At 57.9% G+C, this 17,768-nt stretch carries 14 protein-coding genes; 5 read left to right on the plus strand and 9 right to left on the minus strand.

Annotated elements, in window-relative coordinates; translation table 11 throughout:
• Window positions 1-48: 48 nt before the first annotated feature.
• Complete coding sequence (locus GGR28_RS15560) at window positions 49-855, plus strand: glycoside hydrolase family 16 protein (protein WP_183496746.1); 807 nt, start codon at window positions 49-51, stop codon at window positions 853-855.
• On the opposite strand, the gene GGR28_RS15565 is transcribed toward GGR28_RS15560, so the two are convergent.
• A complete protein-coding gene (locus GGR28_RS15565) occupies window positions 840-1,328 on the minus strand; it encodes a VOC family protein (protein ID WP_183496747.1) in 489 nt (162 codons plus the stop codon). The two genes, GGR28_RS15560 and GGR28_RS15565, sit on opposite strands and share 16 nt — an antisense overlap.
• 177 nt (window positions 1,329-1,505) lie before the next feature.
• Between GGR28_RS15565 and GGR28_RS15570 the strand changes: the two genes are divergently transcribed.
• Window positions 1,506-2,078: a carbonic anhydrase gene (locus tag GGR28_RS15570; protein ID WP_246416759.1), complete on the plus strand. Its 573-nt coding sequence runs from the start codon at window positions 1,506-1,508 to the stop codon at window positions 2,076-2,078.
• A gap of 2 nt (window positions 2,079-2,080) precedes the next feature.
• On the opposite strand, the gene GGR28_RS15575 is transcribed toward GGR28_RS15570, so the two are convergent.
• Window positions 2,081-3,367, minus strand: coding sequence for a tetratricopeptide repeat protein (locus GGR28_RS15575; RefSeq protein WP_183496748.1), 1,287 nt, complete (start codon window positions 3,365-3,367; stop codon window positions 2,081-2,083).
• A gap of 498 nt (window positions 3,368-3,865) precedes the next feature.
• The gene (locus GGR28_RS15580; RefSeq protein WP_183496749.1) at window positions 3,866-4,288 is read right to left on the minus strand and encodes a hypothetical protein; all 423 of its coding nucleotides are present in this window, start codon (window positions 4,286-4,288) and stop codon (window positions 3,866-3,868) included.
• Between the two features lie 464 nt (window positions 4,289-4,752).
• On the opposite strand from GGR28_RS15580, the gene GGR28_RS15585 reads away from it, so the two are divergent.
• Window positions 4,753-7,731: a PKD domain-containing protein gene (locus tag GGR28_RS15585; protein ID WP_183496750.1), complete on the plus strand. Its 2,979-nt coding sequence runs from the start codon at window positions 4,753-4,755 to the stop codon at window positions 7,729-7,731.
• A gap of 90 nt (window positions 7,732-7,821) precedes the next feature.
• Here GGR28_RS15585 and GGR28_RS15590 read toward each other — a convergent pair whose 3' ends face one another.
• Window positions 7,822-9,291, minus strand: a complete 1,470-nt coding sequence (locus tag GGR28_RS15590) for a sulfatase family protein (protein ID WP_183496751.1) — start codon at window positions 9,289-9,291, stop codon at window positions 7,822-7,824.
• Between the two features lie 237 nt (window positions 9,292-9,528).
• Here GGR28_RS15590 and GGR28_RS15595 point away from each other — a divergent pair, with 237 nt between their 5' ends.
• Window positions 9,529-10,329 (plus strand): matrixin family metalloprotease, encoded by an 801-nt coding sequence (locus GGR28_RS15595; protein WP_183496752.1) that lies wholly within the window; start codon window positions 9,529-9,531, stop codon window positions 10,327-10,329.
• A gap of 11 nt (window positions 10,330-10,340) precedes the next feature.
• Here the strand turns inward: GGR28_RS15595 and GGR28_RS15600 are convergent, their stop codons facing one another.
• The 4 genes from GGR28_RS15600 to GGR28_RS15615 form a co-directional block, all read right to left on the minus strand.
• Window positions 10,341-11,975: an FAD-binding oxidoreductase gene (locus GGR28_RS15600; protein WP_183496753.1), complete on the minus strand. Its 1,635-nt coding sequence runs from the start codon at window positions 11,973-11,975 to the stop codon at window positions 10,341-10,343.
• 6 nt (window positions 11,976-11,981) lie between these two features.
• Entirely contained in the window at window positions 11,982-12,152 is a 171-nt protein-coding gene (locus tag GGR28_RS15605) for a hypothetical protein (protein WP_183496754.1), read from the minus strand.
• A gap of 527 nt (window positions 12,153-12,679) precedes the next feature.
• Window positions 12,680-14,449, minus strand: coding sequence for a patatin-like phospholipase family protein (locus GGR28_RS15610; protein WP_183496755.1), 1,770 nt, complete (start codon window positions 14,447-14,449; stop codon window positions 12,680-12,682).
• A 75-nt stretch (window positions 14,450-14,524) separates the two neighbouring features.
• A complete protein-coding gene (locus GGR28_RS15615; RefSeq protein WP_183496792.1) occupies window positions 14,525-14,917 on the minus strand; it encodes a VOC family protein in 393 nt (130 codons plus the stop codon).
• A gap of 360 nt (window positions 14,918-15,277) precedes the next feature.
• Between GGR28_RS15615 and GGR28_RS15620 the strand changes: the two genes are divergently transcribed.
• Window positions 15,278-16,057 carry a helix-turn-helix transcriptional regulator gene (locus GGR28_RS15620; RefSeq protein WP_183496756.1) on the plus strand — a complete coding sequence of 260 codons (780 nt, stop codon included), beginning with the start codon at window positions 15,278-15,280 and terminating at the stop codon, window positions 16,055-16,057.
• A gap of 7 nt (window positions 16,058-16,064) precedes the next feature.
• Here GGR28_RS15620 and GGR28_RS15625 read toward each other — a convergent pair whose 3' ends face one another.
• Window positions 16,065-17,693, minus strand: coding sequence for a long-chain fatty acid--CoA ligase (locus tag GGR28_RS15625; RefSeq protein ID WP_183496757.1), 1,629 nt, complete (start codon window positions 17,691-17,693; stop codon window positions 16,065-16,067).
• Window positions 17,694-17,768 lie beyond the last annotated feature (75 nt).

Here is a 17,768-nt window from a genome sequence, read left to right on the forward strand (position 1 = left end):
CAGCGTATATTTTCTGATCTTGTTGCGATCAATCGCCTTCGCTTCGCCATGTACCAGATCTTCCCGTTAACTATTGTCTCTGCCCTTTTCTTCACCGGTTGTTCGACCACCGCTACACCCGGTCAGTCCGTCGCGGAGCAAAATTCGCAACGCCAACTCCTCTGGTCCGATGAATTCAACGGCAACCAGCTCGACACCACCAACTGGAACATCCTGCTTGGCGACGGCTGCCCGAACCTCTGCGGCTGGGGCAACAACGAACGACAGATCTACACGGCCGACAATCACCGATTGGAGGACGGAAACCTCATCATCACGGTCCGCAAGGAAGGCGATACCTATACCTCCACCCGCCTGAGCACCAAAGACAAGCATGCCTTTAAGTACGGTCGTATCGAAGCCCGCGCGAACCTCCCCGTCGGCGAGGGACTCTGGCCCGCCTTCTGGATGCTCGGCCAGAACATCGACGAGGTCGGCTGGCCGCTGGCCGGGGAGATCGATATCCTAGAGTACGTCGGCCGCGCCCCGGGCGAGATCTTCACCACTCTCCACACCGCCGCCAACCACGGGGGCAACGCCACTACCCGTACCTTCCCCATTCCGAATATCGAGGAAGGCTACCACGTTTTCGCCGTCGAGTGGACCGCCGACTGGATGACCTTCCACGTTGACGACCAGCTGGTCCACACCTTCGACCCCGCGGAGCGCACCGAAGAAGTCTGGCCCTTCGACCAGCCCTTCTTTATCCTGCTCAACGTCGCCATCGGCGGCAATTTTGGCGGCCCCGAAGTAGACGACTCCGTCTTTCCCCAGGAGTATCTCGTGGACTACGTGCGCGTCTACGCCCCGGAATAGGCAGACAGGTCCAGCGGCCGCGTGTACATTTCGATCTCCCCGCTTTCCGTTCGCGGCCATGCTTCCTGCGGCCGGTCCCAGTACAACTCCACCCCGTTCCCGTCCGGGTCGTTGAGGTAGATCGCCTCGCTCACGCCGTGGTCGGCCGCGCCCGTTAGGGGGTATTTCGCGGCGAGTAGTCTGCGGTAGGCCACTGCCAGATCACTGCGCTCGGGGTACAAAATGGCCGTATGGTACAGTCCCACTCCCCGTACCGGTGCCGGCGGAGCGCCCAGACTGTGCCAAGTGTTAAGCCCGATGTGGTGGTGGTATCCGCCGGCGGAGATAAAGGCCGCCTGGGTGCCGTACCGCGTTATTTCCTCAAAACCCAGCAGCCCACAGTAAAACGCCAGGGCACGCTCCAGGTCGGCCACTTTCAGGTGTACATGACCGATACGGGTCTGCGCGGGAATTCGGTATTCACTGGATGCCATTTCAGCGGGTTTCCTGAAGAACAACACGCCCGCCAAAATAGATGTACCTACACACACTTTGGGCGGCGGCGCGCGGGTGCTGTGTAATTCAGAAGAGCTGAGTGGGTCCGGTCATAAACATTTCCTCCTTCCATCAATTTGAGAAGGCGTACAATCATTAACCAAAAGACTTACCTTATGATGACCTCCGACCAGGTACTCAGCCGCCTCCAGGCGGGCAACGAACGTTTCGTATCCGACAAACTCGACGGCAAACTCCAAAATTCATCGCGCCGCGGTGAGCTGACCTCCGGACAGGAGCCCTACGCCATCGTGCTGAGCTGTGCCGACAGCCGGGTCGTACCCGAACTGGCCTTCGATACCGGTCTCGGCGAAATATTCGTCGTGCGCGTAGCCGGCAACATCGCCAATACCTCCTCCATCGCCAGCATCGAGTACGCCGTGGCCCACATCGGCTCACCCGTTATCGTCGTACTCGGCCACGAAAGCTGCGGTGCCGTCACCGCCGCCATGAAGGGAGGCGACAACGGCTATAACCTCAACCACCTGGTAGCCCACATCCAGCCGGCCATCAATTCCGCCTCCGACGACGCTTCCGTCAACGATGTCGTCAAGAAGAACGCAAAGCTCACCGCGAAGGACCTCCAGGACCGCAGCAGCATCATCCGCCAGGCCGTTGAAGGGGGCAAGGTTCAAATCGTGCCCGCTTTCTACAATCTGGATACGGGTAAGGTCGACCTACTGAACTAAGGCTAATCACCCGCTGACTGTAAATAAGCAGTCAGCCGCTGCTCGAGTCGGTCGAGCCGGGCGAGGTTCTGAAAGCGCACGTCACTAAAGATGACTGACAGGTCGATCGGTGAAGGCCGGTAAGCCTGAGCGAGCGCCTTCAGGGCCTCTTCTGTTTGGTCCTGGAGGGAAAAGTATTTCGCCATTTGCAGCATCGCCGTGCTGCGATCTTCGGAGGTACTAGATAGTTGGAACGCCCGCTGCAAATACGGAAGCCCCTCCTCCGGCCGCCCCGCTTGGGTGTACACCAGCCCGATCTCAGCTATAGTGACTACGCTCTGCGGTGAATACTGGAGTATGGAATCAAGGTAAGTGACCGCCCGTGCGTACTGCTTACGCCCCAAAGCTTCATCCTTAGCCGTCCAAAAATCCAGCACGACATTCGAATATTCTCCCCATAATGTCGTCTCGATAAACGGTTCGCCCGGAGCACTCACCACTTCCAGGGTGTAGTCGCGCCAGTCAAAGGAACAGGCCAGAAACTGATCGGCCTCCAGGGGCGGACCCCACTCACTGCGATCTACCCCGTCCCCGTAGTAGACGCGAAACCACCGTCCGCCGACCGGGATTTCTACCCAGAGTTCATTCTCCCGCACCTCGCCGTAGCTGAGCACCTTCCCGGCCACCACACGGTGTGGCAAATCGAGGTACTGGAGGGCCAGGGAAAGCAGGAGATGTTTGCGGCGTGCGGTCGTACTGCGGCGGTACACATCCTCCAGCAGTGGACGGTCGTAATCGAATGCTTCGGGATTGCGCACGGTTTTGACCCGCCGGCCCAGGCGGCGGATCAGTCGGTTTACTGCTTCGACGGTGGTATCCCCCGGTTCCAGCGTGCCGAATTCCGTCTTGTCGATGTCTTCCCGCACGAGCGGCGGTAAGGCATACTGAAGTGCGACCGTACCTTCCTCAAGTGGCGGCCAGTTGATCGCACCATCGGTCATTGCGCTATTATCCGGATCCCAGGCGGGAGTAGAAGTTACCCGCACCCGGTAGCTCAAATGCAGGCTATCCCGGGGACGGATGGGGTCCACCTCCCATCGGTATGCGTTCTCCTGTCCACCCGCCGGTTGCTCCGAAAAGCGAAGCTGACTTACCGATTGCCCCTCCACATCCAGTGGCAGTTTAGTGTAAATGACGCCCGCGGCGGCCCGCTCCGGTAAGTAAAGGGTCTCACGCACGTTGTACACCGACTGGCACGCCACCCCCCGGCCGAAAGACAAGAAAATCAGCAGAACAAATAAATCACGCACGTCGGGTCACTTTTGAACACGTAAGGTAAGGATTGGTAAAATCGTGGTTCGTGGTGGTTCGTGGCATCCTGCCGCGGCCGGTTCGTGGCATCCTGCCGCGGCTACTGGTTCGTGGCTTCTAGCCGCGGTCGGTTCGTGGCATCTTGCCGCGGCCTTGTGGTTCGTGGCATCTTGCCGCGGTCATCATCGACCAGCAAAAGCAATTCCCTCACCATACAAAACGCTACAAACCCGACTATCTAGCAACACCCACAGCGCCCCGGCAAGATGCCGGGAACCACCCGGTTCGTGGCATCCTGCCGCGGTCGGTTCGTGGCATCCTGCCGCGGTCATCATCGGCCACCAAAAGCAATCTCCCCACATAAAAGCGCTACGCACGTACCCTGCCCGTCAAACAGGGTCGCCCTAGAAGGGCTCAACCTTTCCACCCTTCCCAATCCGCGTTGAGCTGTCCTATTAATCCACCACCCACCGGACCGGCTCACCCCTACCTTAATTTTATTCCCTCACGTAGCGCAGCGTATCTCCCCCTCCCACCTCCGAGAGTTCCAGCTCCGTAGCGGTGAGCTTCGTGATAATGTAGCACCGCTCGGCATCGGGGATGCTGAGGTAGCGCCCGGTGGCGTCGTCGGTGGCGGCAGTGGGGCTACCGGGGCACTGCGGCCCGAGAATGAAGTTTTCGCCGGTCTCTTCGTCGCTGCCGTCGTAGCTCCTGATCATGCTATTCCCCTCAAAGCGCAGTACGCTCATGCGGTCGTCGGTACTGCGCCAGTTGCCCTGGAGTTCACCGGTGTTGTCGGTGGCGGTCGGTAAGGGATCGATCACTTTTGTTTCTTCTACCTGCGCCTCGGCGGGCGCTTCGTCTGCGGAGCAGGCGGAAAAAACCTGGAGAAACAGGAGAAGGAGGAAATACTTTGGCATTCGGCGATGATATTTGGGTAAATAACCCAATTTCTTCGCTGTTGTGGTGAGGCACCGCACCTGCGTCCCCGCCCATTTGCTCTAATTATCTTCCCTAGGTGTGTACCAGATTGACCAACGATCGGTCCGTCGGGGTCGCGATTTAACGTGGGCGATCGCCCCATCCGGCTAATTTCCCGGACGTATGCACTTACAATAAGCCTCTTCTCGGGTAGTGAATTTCGGGGATTTTGGCAACATATTCAGGCGGTTGGCCAGATGTTCGCTGATTAAGTGTTAAAATAATTAGCTTTTTCCAATACCGCTATTGCTTTCCCGTTAACAAATCAATCGTACGATTATTCGTGACGATTTACCGTGTCTCACCACGGTATTGTATTTGTGTTTTGCGTCTCTCTCTCTCACATTGTTAATTATCAAGGATGGTATTTATTAATACGATCGCATGCGTAGGGGTCACACCCATGCGCCTACCGAAAGCTTTCACCCTCTTCCTCCTCATTGCTGGCCTCTTTACCGCCCCACTCGTGGCGAACTCCGTAGAGGGGCCGGCGGCGGTTCCCATACCCCCCCAGACCGTGCTCACCAACACCCCCCACGCCCTCGTGGTCAACGGGTCGTTCCGCGGCGAGCAACTTACCTACTTCGCTACCCTATCCGACGGTAAGCCGCTCCCCAACTGGATGAACTTCGACGGGCGCACGGGTACCTTCATCATCGAAGCGCCCACCGCAGCAATGGGCGGGCTCTACCAGGTAAAGGTCACGGCCACCAACGCCGGTGGTACCAAAGCCGCCACCACCTTCTACCTTATGGTAGACGACAACAGCCCCGACTGCGGCGTCCGCGCCAACACCGACCGGCTGGGAAAAATCCTGGACTGTGTGCGCGACACCGTACGCCTGGAGGGCGATGTCCATAACGACGCGTACTACTGGACCGGTCCCAACGGATTCGTTTCCCACGAGCAACGCCCGGAGGTTACCACCCCCGGTCTCTACATCCTTAGTACCGACGAAGCCGAACTGGCCGGCTGCCCACGCCGCGCCGTCGTCGAAGTACGGGAAATCGAAAACTGCCTGCTGCGCTCCAGCAAGAACCAGCTGCCCGTTGGCCGTATCGTAGCCGATCAAACCAGCGGGGAAGCTCTGCTGACCGTCAATTTCGACGGAAGCACTTCCTCCGATCCGGACGGCCGCGTCGAAACCTACCTCTGGAAGTGGGACGGCGGCTCCGCTACCGGCGCCTACCCTTCCGTAACCTTCGCCGAGGGTAAGTACGAGGTAGTCCTGACCGTCATGGATAACACCGGCGCCAAGAGCACCGATCGGATCAACATCGACGTTGCCCCCGCCCCCATTTACGCCACCTACTACCTGGAAGCCGAGTGTGCCGTAGTCGGTAGCAACTGGACCATCATGAACAGCAGCAGTGCCGCCGGCGGAGCGTACGTGTCCCCCCGGCTCACTTCCACCGGTGCCGTTCCCGCGGATTCACCCGCCAACTACCTGAGCTTCACCGTACGGGAGGCCAAGGAAGGCAACTTCAACCTGTTTGCCCGCATCGACTCCCGCGATTACTTCACCGATTCCTACTACGTAAGGGTCAACGGAGGAAACTGGTACACCTGGAACAACGGAATCCAGGTCGGCCGCGGGTTCCAGTGGAACCGCATGCGGCAGCAGGTCTCCCTGCGGGCAGGCAACAACACCATCGACATCGCCTACCGCGAAAGCGATACCCGCCTGGATAAGCTTTTCCTCACCGCCACCAGCGAGCAGCCCTCCGGATTCGGTGGTGCCGCCAGCAACTGTGTCGCTAACGAAGCGCCCATTGCCCGTGCCTTCGTGAGCATGCCCTACGGCGATGCGCCCCTCGCCGTCACCCTCGACGGAAGCGCCTCTTTCGACCCGGACGGCTACATCGTCAACTACGACTGGAAGTGGAATGGCGGAACGGCCAGCGGCGACCTTCCCCGGGTCACCTTCCCCGCCGGCACCTACGAGATCACCCTCACCGTCACCGACAACCAGGGAGCGAAGCACAGCGACCGGGTCGCCGTGACCGCCGAAGCCCCCATGCCGGAGCCCATGCCGGAGCCCACTCCTGAGCCAGAGCCTACTCCCGAGCCCACGCCCCCTACCGTTGATACCGACGGCACGTTTTGGCTGGAAGCCGAGTGCGCCATCGTAGGACAGAAGTGGATTACCGAAACCAGCAGCGATGCCTCGAACGGAGAGTACGTTGTGGTCCCCAACCGCCGCAGCAAGAACGACACCCCCGGTAACGTTTCTGACAACCACGTACGCTTCAATCTCACCACCACCGGAGCGGCCAGCTTCAAACTGTTCGCCCGCACCAACGCACCCACCAACCTGGACGACTCCTACTGGGTACGGGTCAACGACGGACAGTGGTACAAGTGGAACAGCGGCATGCAGCAAGGCGCCGGATTCCAGTGGAACAAGATGCCCGTAAGCGTCGACCTCCGCGACGGAGCCAACACCATCGACTTCTCCTACCGCGAAGACGGTACCCAGCTCGACAAGCTGTTCCTCACCACCACCGACGACCGGCCCCTGGGCAACGGACACGATGCCAACAACTGCGGCATTACCCAGACCGCCCTGGCCCTGGAAGCCGAATGTGCCAGCCTCGACAGCGGTTGGATGAAGAAAACTTCCAGCGACGCATCCGGAACTTCCTACGTCGTCTTCTCCGGTGACCGCAACATCAGCGAACCGACATCGACCAACCCCGCTCAGGAAATCACCTTCGACGTGAACGCCGCCGTATCCGGCACCCACCACCTCTTCCTGCGCCTCGACGCACCCGACCCCTCCCGCAACAGCATCTGGGTGAAGGTCGACAACGGATCCTGGATCAAGTTCTGGGAAGAAATCGGCGGCGCCCAGCTGCTCACCAAAGGCTTCGAATGGCGTAAGGTAAACCACGACGGTACCGACCTCTCCTTCGAACTCTCCGCCGGCCACCACACCGTAACCATCGCCAACCGCGAACCGGGCACCAAGATCGACAAGCTCTTCCTTGCCACCGCTTCCGACCTGCCCACCGGCAACGGCCCGGTCGCCGAACCCTGCTCGAAGTCCGCCTCGACCTTCATGTTTGCGACCAACAATACGAGTACCACCACCACCGAAGTGGAAGAAACCCAGACGGAGATCGTTGAGGTAGCCCAGCTGGACGTATTCCCCAACCCGGCCGTCGACCACCTGAACCTGCAGCTCACCAGCAGCTACACCGGACGGGTCGACGTGATCGTCTACGACATGCACGGCCGCCGCGTACAGCAGCAGCAAATTGATAAAGTAGCCAACCTGACCAGCACCGAGCTGCGGGTAAGCGACCTACCCACCGGCATGTACCAGGTACGCGTCATTGAGGGAGACAGCCAGATGACCAAGCCTTTCGTTCGCCGCTAAGGGGACACTCACACTAACCGGCCGCTGGCTACGTACTGCTCCGTTGGGATATTCCCGGCGGGGCAGTTTTTTTTGCGACGGCAGCCGGTACTAGTACACGCCCAGGTTGCGCGCTTCCCACGCCTCGTAGGCCGCCCGCAGTTCTTCGACCAACTCCGGCCGCTCGTTTACCAGGTCGTTGCGCTCTCCCGGATCGTCGGCGACATTGAACAGTTTCAGCGAGTTATCGTCGCGAATGGGAGCGATGTAGGCGCGGTACGGCCGGCTCTTCCAGTGGTTTTCCCGGGCGTTCGTAAGCTTGTAGTCGCCGCGGCGAATGGCCCAGTTTTCCTGCCACTTCCACACCAGTACCCGGTCGGCGTCCGGTTCGCGCAGGTCAATGCCATCGATGGCGGGATCGTTAACGGTCACCCCGGCAGCGGCGGCAAGCGTCGGAAGAATATCGAGGGCGGAAACGTAGCGTTCTTCCGTACTTCCGGCGGCCATCGCTCCCGGCCAGCGGATGGCCAGCGGTACGCGGATACCCCCTTCCCACAGGGAATACTTGCCGCCCGTAAGGGGAGAATTGTTTGCGCCGGTCAGGGGTGAACCGCCGTTGTCGGATAGAAAAACGATGATGGTTTCCTCATCGATGGCGTCGAGCACGCGACCGATGTTGTCGTCGAGGTTATTCAGATTAGCCAGGTAATACTTCCGCATGTCGTCGTCCTGAATGGCCCCGAGCCGGGAATACTTGTCGTAGTAGGCGGAGTAGGAGCCGGTTTCCCGATTCTCGAAGGCCACTCCCGCCTCCGGATCGTAGTTGGCGATGGGCTCCACGTCGTATTTGTCCAAGTAGCGCTGCGGAACCTCGTGAATGAGGTGGTGGACGGCATTGTACGAAAGCATCAAAAAATAGGGCTGCTCCCGTTCCGCCCGCACGTATTCCACCGCTTCATCGGTCAGGATGTCCGTGATGTACCCCTCTTCGTAGCTCTTGGTGCCCATGTTGTGCATCAGCGGTCCGAGCAGGGCACTCGTATTCTGGGGGTCGGGCGTGCGGTCGTAGATGTCCTGACTCAGCAGCCAGTAATCGTGGGCGTGGGCACTGAATCCGAGAAATTCGTCAAAGCCGTGGTGCAGCGGGTATTCGCGTACGTCGTTGCGGTGGAATTTTTGGCCGAGGTCATTCTTACCGATTTTCGCCGTGGCGTACCCGGCTTCCCGCAGGTATTCGGCCAGGGTTTTCACACTATCGGGCAGACCGGGACCCCAGCTGGCGGGGCCGTCCCAACGAAATTGGTTCTTCCCCGTCAACAATCCCGCCCGCGACGGACTACACACCGGTGCCGTCACATATGCCTGGGTATACACCGTGCCCTGGCGACCGAGGCGGGAGATGTTGGGCGTCTGCACATCGGCCTGCGGGTCCGCAAAGGGGGTAAAGTCCGCATAGCCCTGATCGTCTACGACAATGAGCAAGATGTTAGGCTGAGCAGCGGTGGGCGGGGACGCAGGTGCGGGGCGGTTCGCGCAAGAGAGCAAGGCCAACAGGCACAGCAGGGAGAGAAAACGGTACATACGTATCTAAATTATTGACGCTTACTGGAAGGGGGCAATATAAGTCCTCCCGTTGGGGCATGGTAGGCGCATCCCCCGAGCTTTTGCATTCACGGTCGGCGGACGAGCTGCCGCGCAAATTTGAAAGGGTACATTAAATACGGTAAATTGTAAATCGTAAGCCCCCTCCGTAACGGTCCGCCGACTCGATCCATAAAAAGAGGGAAACCCGTCCGACAACACCTTAATCACTGACCCATGCACGATCCGCTTCAACTCAGCTCAACCCAGCCCTTCGCGACCAAGAGCACGGAGGAACTCCAGGAAGTCACCGCCTACTTGTTTCACCAAATCAGCGACAACATCCTCTGCGATACCGACAGCATCGGCCACGCACAACCCGATGGGCGTAGCTCAACCGAGCTCGTGCTCGACGCGCCCAATGGGTTCATCCCCCTCTGGGAGCCCAATTCTACCCTCATGTGGCGGTTCCAGGAACGCTCCTTTGTCATTTACCGTAATCCGGAAGCGGCCAAACAGTATGTCCGAAACTTGCTTACCGAGGCCATCATCGCCTGGGGAGATGCGGTACCCGTTCGGTTTTCCGAGCGTTCCCACGGCGTAGATTTTGAGATTGCCATCAATCCGGCCGCGAAATGCTATCCGGCGGGCTGTGTGCTCGCCAGTGCCTTCTTTCCCGATTCCGGCCAGCACGAATTGGTGCTCTACCCCACCCTCTTTGAGCAGAGCCGGCAGGAGCAACTGGAAACCATGATCCACGAACTGGGCCACGTCTTCGGCCTGCGTCACTTTTTCGCCAAAACCCACGAGCCCCAACGCAACAGCGTACTCTTCGGTGAGCAGAACTCCTTCACCATCATGAACTACGGCCCCAACAGCCAACTCACCGATGCCGATCGCAACGACCTGCGGCGTCTCTACCAGGAAGTGTGGAGCGGTCAGCGGCAGGCCATCAACGGCACGCCCGTACAGCAGGTAACCCCCTACAGCACCCTGCTCTACTGCAACCACGGCGGGGTAACGTATCAGTCGGTGTAGCCGGGCTGCCCTCAGGCTACGGGGGCCAGGTACGGCACGTATTCGTGCAGGTTACAGCCCTCCATAAACTCATTGTTGAACAGTCGCTGCACTTCCGGATCCATTATCCGGGAGCGCTGGGCTTTCCACTCTTCGATCACCTCGCTGCCGTACATATATTCCAGGCGCCGCGCGTCGATCAGCTTGTTAATTTTTCCCCAGTGGATGGCGTATTTGATGTTCAGGGTTTCCAGTCGGTCGAGGAGACGGTGAAAGAACTGGTGGTTGACGCGGGAATCGACCCCATCCAGCTCGAGCACGCAGCTATCGTCCCACCGGGTGATGCCTAGCGTAGCCCGGGTCCCCTTTACGAAGCGGAAGGCCATGGCACCCGCTAGCTTGGTCGTCTCGTTGACCTTCAGGCAGCATTCGATCGCGGCGGGAACGTCGCGGCGATCAAGTCCGATTGCCGCACTGAATAGCTTGCCCCGAAAAACCGTATTCCGGAACGTCTCCCCGATGGTGCCGATTGCGGCGTCCGGTCGCTCGAAGGCCGTATCGAATAGGGTGTTCACCATCTTGGGAATCAACTGCTTATTCAGCCACCCGAAAGTGCCCTCTATTTTGTCCAGCACCGTCTGCATTAATCCCAGCACGTCGTCTCCGTAGGTATATCCCTGGGACGGATAGTCGATGCGGGGGTAGTCGTTCCGGTAGGGGATCTTATGCATGACGCGCACGTAAGCCCCCTTTCCCGCATCCCCGTAGGCGAAATCGTGGGGATTGATCGCCAGCTCAAAGTGGTAGATCGGGTGTGCGGCATCGTTCGGGGGGTAGGATAAGTGGGCCGCAATTCCGGAAAAGTCACCGTGCACAATCACGTCTTCCAATTGCTGATTATAGGGTATGCGCGCCAGTTTCTGCTGCAGCAGGTACTTATCCTCCACCGATACCAGTACGCCGTGGATGATCCCAAAGCTGCCGAACGATACGAGAATGGCATTGAACAGTGCATCGTCTCGGATTCCAACCGCGCCGATCTTATCGTGAAACGTGCGGGAGGTCACCACCTCACTTTCCCGTTCGATGTAGTAATGGCGGTCCGGACCGCACACCACGTGGATTCCCTTGATCATCTCGGGTAGTCCGCCGAATCCAATTGCCGCGCCGTGGGTGTTGGTGGAAAAGCCCCCCACGATGGTCTGTCCGTTGCTGCCCCCGGAGGCAGGCAGGGCTTTTGGGGGTATGCTCTCGTTCTCGAGGTGTTCGTTGATGTCGATGATCGTGTTGCCGCACTGTAGAAATCGGTAATCCTCCGCCCGGTGATTGGCCAGGTGTCCGGAAGCGAAGTTTTCCTCGCTCAACAGAAATTTGTGGCGGTAGCGTTTGGTATTGATGATCGCCTCATCGCTTACGCTCACCTTGCTGAGTGACCAGCCGCTGCCCATGGCGCGCAAGTTCAGGTCGTTGTCGAGGGCGGTACGCAGGACCCACTGCAGGTTTCGGGTACAGCGGTTGTACCGTTCCAGTTGGCTCAGGCCGTTCCATTCCGGGTTGGCGATGTGCAGGTCGAACGAAGCGTTCTTCGACAGGGATTGCAGGTAATTATCGTGTGCATTACGGAAGTGGTCGATCTTCCACGCCTTGACGCCAACGGGATAGTCCATTGCTAGTTATATTTCAGCGGGTTCAACATCGATCGGGCAGCATTGGTACTTCACGCGCGTGGGCACCGCCATTCCCAGCGAGATCGTCGAGAGCAGGATGTACCCCATGTTGGTCTTGACCTCAAAGACGCAGATGCTCGGGCAGTCCGGAGTAGTTTTGAGATCTCGCTGTGGCATCAGCCCCCAGAAAAGGTTCCACCGTGTGGCCTTTTCCGGTACCGGACTCGAAGAATCATAGGTCCCCACCACGCGCGTCGTCATACAGGACGTTTGTAGCAGCAGGTACAGGCTGAAAATCAGTAGTTTGGGGTACATAGGAGGATGGAGCGGCCGGTTACGTAGGTTTATACCGTATGGGGGCCGTTCGTAACGTGCGATGGAACATTTATTTTGCGCGTAGCGTCGGCTTGAGCCGACATGCTGCTTGAATGCCTTTCTCACTATCAGCGGGACGGCTGAAGGCCGTCGCACAGTAGCGTCGGCTTGAGCCGACATGCTGCTTGAATACCTTTCTCACCATCAACGGGACGGCTGAAGGCCGTCGCACAGTAGCGTCGGCTTAAGCCGACATGCTGCTTGAATACATATTTTACTATCAGCGGGACGGCTGAAGGCCGTCGCTACTGGGACGCTTGAGCCGACATGCTGCCTAGATACCTTTTTTACTATCAGCGGGACGGCTAAAGGCCGTCGCTACTGGACGGCTAAAGGCCGTCGCTACTGGACGGCTGAAGGCCGTCGCTACTGTTGAGTAGTTTCCATGTTTTCATTTCATCCTTAATGGTGTTTATGATGGAGTTTGTTAGTTTTTTGCGCAGTATGATTCGGCTTCCGATCCAGAGTAGAACGCGGTCTTTCACGCTCTGCGCGCCGAAGTGCATGATCAACTTTTCGACCCGGTCCCGAATGGGCTTATAGTACTTTTGTACTTCAGCTTCCGGGAGGGTTGGCCAGTTCTTACCATTTTTAAAGGTCGGCATATAGGGCGCTTCTTTTCTTTCGGTAAATAGGGGGATGATTTGCAGCCCTTTCTTTTTTCCCTCTTCATCCAGTACGTAAAATCGTTCCTTACTGGCTTCGTCCAGTCCGTTGTAGCCTTTTTCGAATATTGGATTCATGCGGTCCAGGGGGATGTACAGATGGTCCCTGAGGAATTTTTCGCAGTTTGCCCGGCCCATAAAGAAATCGTGCATGCGGAAATCCCGGTGCAAAAATCCCCCGAAGCCTCCCAGAAACCCGGATGCGAGCGCCCGTTCGCCGTACACCTTATGCTCCTCGTCTCCGCTCCAGACGTAACGGACCGGATCGATAAGGTAGAGATCCGAGTTGTCGTCGTCGTAAGCCGCGGTGAGGGTTTCGTGCTTAATTCTGCCCTGGGATAGCATGGCACCGAAGGTCTTCCGGATAACCCCGAGAAGATCGTCCGGGAGCTGCTCCGGTGCATTCTCCGGTGCCTCACTGGGAAAGGGGTCTACCATCAATACCGTGGTCCTAAACGCTTTGGAATCCCGGATGGGATCGACCGTTTCAGCCAGGTTTTCGACTTCCTGGAGGGGCGGATCGTCGTCGTTTCTCGTCTTTAATTCTAGAACGGCCTTCAGCATGTCCCTTACCTGATTAAAGGGTTCGTTGTTGATGATGCCACCGTCTACGCAGAGGGTATCGTCCACATCGTCTTCCTTCACCGAAAGCGGCCCCTTCCAGTGATTCCACTGGAGGGCCTGTAGGTACTTGGTCTTCCGTTCCACCCGGCGGGCGGATAGGCCGACGGGGAAGGCGCCGGTGGCCATTGCGGCGGACTTCGCAAGGTCGATATTGATCCGGTTCGTGAAATCAAGGGGGATCCATCCGTCGTTATGGTTGTCGTTTTCCGGAGCATTCAGTTCGAATGCCGCGTAATCATTGTGGTGCGTGAGGTAGTACTTACTGCCCGGCTGGGCACCCTGTAGTGCAATATCCGAGGTATACCCCCTGAGGTTAGTAAGTGTAGCGAACACCTTCAGGTTACGGCTGAAGTAAGGGCGGGTTGCAACTCCATTTCCCTGGTCTTCAAATACGTCCTTTGCGATATCGTCAATGAATTGAGTATTCAGTAGGGACCGAACTCTGCCACTCTTGATGTCGCTGGTGTCCAGCATTCGCCCGAACATATCGTCTTCGGTCATCTCTACCCAGCACCGGTACAGGCGGTTCGTAGACTTGGTCTGCTTATGCTGTCCGTTGAATTCCCTTACCGGTACATGCTTGCTATCTACTAGTGAAGCCGTAAGCAGGCCGGTCATACCACCCGAGGAGGCCCCGCCAATTGCCGGAATCATGACCCGGTGGCGAGGTGTGTTTTTCGCTCCCCTGCGATTCTCCCAATCATCAAGTGCCTCCAGTAGATAATCTACCACTCCGGCGGTATAGGCGCCTCCGGATACGCCCCCGGCCAGGCACAAGCCTAAATAAAAGGTGTCTTCGGTGTTTTCCATTGCAGGTTACTTTACCAAGTTTGGCAAATAGTGCTACCACATTTATCCGGCTCGTGACACCTTAGTAACCCTGCTTCAGCCCGCGGATGTCGGCCGATTCACGTGCTGGTCGATCAAAATCACGTTGCCGTCGGGGTCGGTGAGCAGGAAGCTGGCGGGACCGGTTCCCTCAGTATCGGCGGGATTAGCAATTTCGATGTTTTGCCGCTGGAGGGTTGTCTGAATGTCGCGAACGTCGTCGAAGGCTGCGAGGGGGGAGGCGTCGGCGTTCCAGCCTGGATTGAAAGTGATCAGGTTGCCCTCGAACATTCCTTGAAAAAGTCCGATCAGGGCCGACGCGTTCTTCATGATGAGGTACTGCTGATCGAGACTTCCGGCAAAGACAGAAAAGCCAAGCTTCTCGTAGAACTCGCGGGAAGCGGAAAGGTCCTTTACGCTTAGACTAAGGGAGAATGCTCCGAGTTGCATGGCAATCGACATTTAGGGAAGTGACTAGTAAGACCGGCGAAATCACTTTCGCCACCCACTCAAATTACGCCCTGTAGGGTAAATATGGGGCCCAAACAGACCGGCTTGCTGCCCCCTTTTACTTTGCACCCGCGCGCCGCCGCCCGCATGTCGTACGTGGCTGATTGTGGGTAGCTACATACGGGTAAAGTAGCAAGCATGTTGTTAGGACACCCAATAACTCATTAGGGGGTCAAAAAATGGGTCGTCACGCACGCGAAGCACATTTTTACCCCTATTTTAGTCAATATGGGTTACCCCACCCCACTAAAGCGTATCAACTGGCAGGAACGCTCTTATACACCTTTCCCTATTGACACTATGAACACACAATACGACGTACTTCAGATGAAGTCGGCTTTTCGCCCCTTTTCGGCTACGGGTAGCGCTCAGCGGATTGATCTGTCCCCCATTGATCCCGATCCAGAATTTGAAGAATTGCTGGGGAGGTCTGGCATTTGGTGTTACTCGATTGATTACAGCACGGGGCGGTACCGGTACCTTAGTCGCGGGATAGAACGGCTGCTCGGTTATGACCATCAGGAATGGCAATTTGGCGGATTGCAGTCCGTCTTTCGCCACCTTCATCCCGACGATCGGGAGTGTCTCCGCAAGATCCACCAGGAAATCAGCCGGGAGCTCGGCCGGCACCCGGTGGCCGAACGGGACGATTTGGTGTTCGTGTACACCTGCCGCATGATCACCGCCGACGGTAGCGTGATTCACCTGAACCACCACGTCACCTTCACGAGTTTCGATGCCGCCGGTCACCCCCTTACCGATTTCGTGGTGGTATCGGATATCACGGCCATGAATGCCCCGACCGCCTGCCTGCTACACATCAAACAGCGTACACCTGCGGGAGATAAGTCGCGACAGACCACCCTCTATCGGTGTAACGCGCCCATTCAGGTATCTCCCCGCGAACTCGAAGTGCTTAAGCTGGTCGATAAGGGATTGAGCAGTCAGAAGATTGCCGACCGCCTATTTATCAGCTACAACACCGTGTGCACTCACCGCAAAAATTTGCTGCGTAAGACCGGTGCTAAAACTACGGTCAAACTGCTCCAGTACGCGCGGAAGGGGGGCTTGCTGGAGTGACCCGTGGCTAGCTTAATTCCCCCGCCGCGTGGCGCCGTCGGATTTCTTTCTTATCAAACTTACCAACGCTGGTTTTGGGCACCTCCGGGAGGAAAACGAAGTCGTGCGGTATCTGGTAGCTGACGAAATCACGGGAGAGGAGGTCGATCAGTTCCTCCTCCGTGACGCCGTTGTTCTCGTCTATCGGTACGACGCAGGCGAGTGGCCGCTCGACCCACTTTTTGTCGGGGATGGCCACTACCGCAGCCTCCTTCACGTTTGGATGGGCCATGAGCGCGGATTCCAGGGCCACACTGGAGATCCACTCTCCGCCACTTTTGATGAGGTCTTTAGTGCGGTCCTTGATTTCCATGTAGCTGTCTTCGTCGATGGTGCTGACGTCACCGGTGCGGAACCACCCATCGTCGGTGAAGCTTTCCTTGTTTAGGGTCTTAAAGTAGGAGCTGATCACCCAGGCTCCCCTGACCTGTAGCTCGCCCATGGTTTCGCCGTCGCGGGGAATGGGCGTACCGTCTTCCGCTACGATGCGCAGTTCAATTCCGGGGAAGGCAATACCCTGTTTGGCACGGATCGTTAGCTGCTCGTCATCGGACAGTTCTTCGTGCTTTGACTGGAGGCGACTCAGGGTACCGAGGGGGGAGGTTTCCGTCATGCCCCAGGCGTGGACCCCCCGGATGCCGAAGTCTTTTTCGAATCCGGCGATCAGGCTCTTGGGGAGGGCGGATCCCCCTACGACGTATTCCTCCAGCGCCAGCTTTTCGGCGGGCGGGTTCTGCTTCAGCTCGTGGTAGATGCCCAGCCAGATGGTCGGCACTCCGTTGGCCCGGGTCACTTTCTCCCGTTGTAAAATGTCGATGAGGGCGGCGGGTTGGAGGTTGGAGGAGGGCATCACCATATTGGCACCGGCCATGACGCACAGGTAGGGGTATCCCCAGGCCATTACGTGAAACTGCGGGACGATGAGCAAGACGGTATCCTTACTGCTGAGATTGCCTGCATTGGGGGTCATGATGGTCAGGGCGTGCAGGTAGGTCGACCGGTGGGAATAGAGCACCCCCTTGGGCAGGCCGGTGGTACCACTGGTGTAGCACATGCCGCAGGCTTCGTTTTCGTCGATCTCCGGCCAGTCGTATTCGTCGGGTTGCTCCGTGAGCAGGTCTTCGTAGTGGAGGGTATTGGGAAGGGTGGTGGAAAAATCGGCGGGGGCATTGAGGAGCACGAATTGCTCTACGGTCTCCAGTTGAGTGGCGATTCGTTCCAGTAGCGGGACCAGGGTGGCGTCGACGAAGATGACCTTATCCTCCGAGTGGTTGATGATGTATTCGATCTGGTTGCTCGACAGTCGGATGTTGATGGTGTGGCAAATGGCCCCGATACCGGAGATGCCGTAGTACAGCTCGACGTGCGGACCGTGGTTCCAGGCAAAGGTGCCTACCGTATCCCCGGGTTTGATGCCCAGGGTGTCGGTGAGGGCGTTGGCGAGTTGTTTGGTACGGAGGTACATCTCCCCGAAGGTGTATTCGTGGCGCTTGCCGCCCGGCAGGTAGGTGATGATCCGCTTGTGGTGAAAAACCCGGTTGCCGTATTCGAGGATGGCGTTGGTGGTGAGGGGGAAGTGCTGGATCAGTCCTTGCATGGCGTGGTTTAGTGAATGACGAACGGTGGACCGTCAATTTACCGATCTTATTGTTAAGTGAGGTCGAGGCGTTGC

The organism is Neolewinella aquimaris (assembly GCF_014197245.1).
GTDB classification, from domain to species: domain Bacteria; phylum Bacteroidota; class Bacteroidia; order Chitinophagales; family Saprospiraceae; genus Neolewinella; species Neolewinella aquimaris.

Bases quoted from the DNA above. Each gene is read 5' to 3' on its own strand.
- GGR28_RS15610 (WP_183496755.1), bottom strand. From the start codon at position 14,449: ATGGAAAACACCGAAGACACCTTTTATTTAGGCTTGTGCCTGGCCGGG.
- GGR28_RS15580 (WP_183496749.1), bottom strand. From the start codon at position 4,288: ATGCCAAAGTATTTCCTCCTTCTCCTGTTTCTCCAGGTTTTTTCCGCC.
- GGR28_RS15570 (WP_246416759.1), top strand. From the start codon at position 1,506: ATGATGACCTCCGACCAGGTACTCAGCCGCCTCCAGGCGGGCAACGAA.
- GGR28_RS15620 (WP_183496756.1), top strand. From the start codon at position 15,278: ATGAACACACAATACGACGTACTTCAGATGAAGTCGGCTTTTCGCCCC.
- GGR28_RS15625 (WP_183496757.1), bottom strand. From the start codon at position 17,693: ATGCAAGGACTGATCCAGCACTTCCCCCTCACCACCAACGCCATCCTC.
- GGR28_RS15590 (WP_183496751.1), bottom strand. From the start codon at position 9,291: ATGTACCGTTTTCTCTCCCTGCTGTGCCTGTTGGCCTTGCTCTCTTGC.
- GGR28_RS15600 (WP_183496753.1), bottom strand. From the start codon at position 11,975: ATGGACTATCCCGTTGGCGTCAAGGCGTGGAAGATCGACCACTTCCGT.
- GGR28_RS15595 (WP_183496752.1), top strand. From the start codon at position 9,529: ATGCACGATCCGCTTCAACTCAGCTCAACCCAGCCCTTCGCGACCAAG.
- GGR28_RS15615 (WP_183496792.1), bottom strand. From the start codon at position 14,917: ATGCAACTCGGAGCATTCTCCCTTAGTCTAAGCGTAAAGGACCTTTCC.
- GGR28_RS15565 (WP_183496747.1), bottom strand. From the start codon at position 1,328: ATGGCATCCAGTGAATACCGAATTCCCGCGCAGACCCGTATCGGTCAT.
- GGR28_RS15605 (WP_183496754.1), bottom strand. From the start codon at position 12,152: ATGCCACAGCGAGATCTCAAAACTACTCCGGACTGCCCGAGCATCTGC.
- GGR28_RS15585 (WP_183496750.1), top strand. From the start codon at position 4,753: ATGCGCCTACCGAAAGCTTTCACCCTCTTCCTCCTCATTGCTGGCCTC.
- GGR28_RS15560 (WP_183496746.1), top strand. From the start codon at position 49: ATGTACCAGATCTTCCCGTTAACTATTGTCTCTGCCCTTTTCTTCACC.